We start from the raw sequence: 1,595 nt of genomic DNA on the forward strand, positions 1-1,595 counted from the left end.
CGGCACAGTTTCGATCTGAGCAGCGAGATCTTGTTGCGGGCCACACTGTTTCGCCTCGGCCAAGACGAGCATGTGTTGGTGGTGGTGGTCCACCACATCGCCGCTGATGGCTGGTCGATCACCCCGCTGGTGGCCGATCTGGGCACCGCCTATGGCGCCCGGTGCGCCGGCCACGCCCCGGATTGGGCGCCGTTGCCGGTGCAGTACGTCGATTACACGCTGTGGCAACGGGCCAGTTTCGGGGACCTTGAGGATCCGCACAGCCGCATCACCGCCCAGCTGGACTACTGGCAACAGATGCTGGCCGGAATGCCCGAGCGGCTGGCGTTGCCCACCGATCGGCCCTATCCGGCGGTGGCCGATCAGCGCGGGGCCAGCGTGACGGTGGACTGGCCGGCCGGGTTGGCCCAGCAGATCGCGCGGGTGGCCCGCGAACACAACGCGACCAGTTTCATGGTCCTGCAGACCGCGCTGGCGGTGCTGCTGGGCAAGCTCAGCGCCAGCGCGGATGTGGCGGTGGGGTTCCCGATCGCCGGGCGGCGCGATCCCGCCCTCGATGAGCTGGTCGGGTTTTTCGTCAACACCTTGGTGTTACGGGTCGATCTGGGCGCCAATCCCACCATGGCCCAACTGTTGGCCCAGGTCCGCACCCGCAGCCTGGCCGCCTACGAACACCAAGACGTCCCCTTCGAAGTCCTCGTCGAACACCTCAACCCCACCCGCAACCTGTCCCACCACCCCCTGATCCAAGTCATGCTGGCCTGGCAAAACCTCGCCGCGGAGCCTGCGGCCGCACTGAGTTTGGGTGACCTGCAGGTGACGTCGCTGCCGGTGGACACCCAGAGCGCTCGTATGGACTTGACCTTCTCGCTGGCCGAGCGTTGGACCGGGGACGGTGAGCCCGCCGGGATCGGCGGAACGGTGGAGTTCCGCACCGATGTGTTTGATGCGGCCTCTATCGAGGTTTTGATCGCCCGGTTGCAGCGGGTGCTGGCGGCGTTGACCGCTGACCCCGCCCAGCACCTGTCGGCGATCGAGGTGCTCGACGCATCCGAACACGCCCGCCTCGATGCGCTCGCCCACCGCGCGGTGCTCACTCAACCCGCACCCACCCCGGTGTCGATTCCCACCTTGTTCGCCGCTCAAGTGGCTCGTGTTCCGCAGGCGGTGGCGGTGAGCTTCGCGGGCGCCTCGATGACCTATCGCGAGCTTGACGAGGCGTCGAACCGGGTGGCGCACGTGTTGGCCGGCCACGGCGTGGGCGCGGGACAGTGTGTGGCGTTGCTGTTGTCGCGCTCGGCGCAGGCGATCACCGCGATGGTGGCGGTATTGAAGACCGGGGCGGCCTATCTGCCGATCGACGCCGCCGCCCCGGCAGCGCGCATCGAGTTCATGCTCACCGACGCCGCCCCGGTCGCGGTGGTGAGCACCGCGCAGTTGCGCTCGCGGCTCGATGGTTTCGGCGTGCCGGTCCTCGAGGTCGACGACCCGGCCGTCGATGATCAACCCACCACGGGCTTGCCGGCGCCCGCGGCTGAAGACCTCGCCTACCTGATTTACACCTCGGGCACCACCGGGATCCCCAAAGGCGTGGC

Annotated in this window: 1 protein-coding gene; it reads left to right on the forward strand. The window is 68.2% G+C overall.

The features are described 5' to 3' along the window. A partial coding sequence (locus A5753_RS06565; RefSeq protein WP_156655978.1) for a condensation domain-containing protein occupies positions 1-1,595 on the forward strand: 1,595 nt, incomplete at both ends.

Origin of the sequence: Mycobacterium sp. 852002-51971_SCH5477799-a, from assembly GCF_001667145.1 — a bacterium.
Lineage (GTDB): Bacteria > Actinomycetota > Actinomycetes > Mycobacteriales > Mycobacteriaceae > Mycobacterium.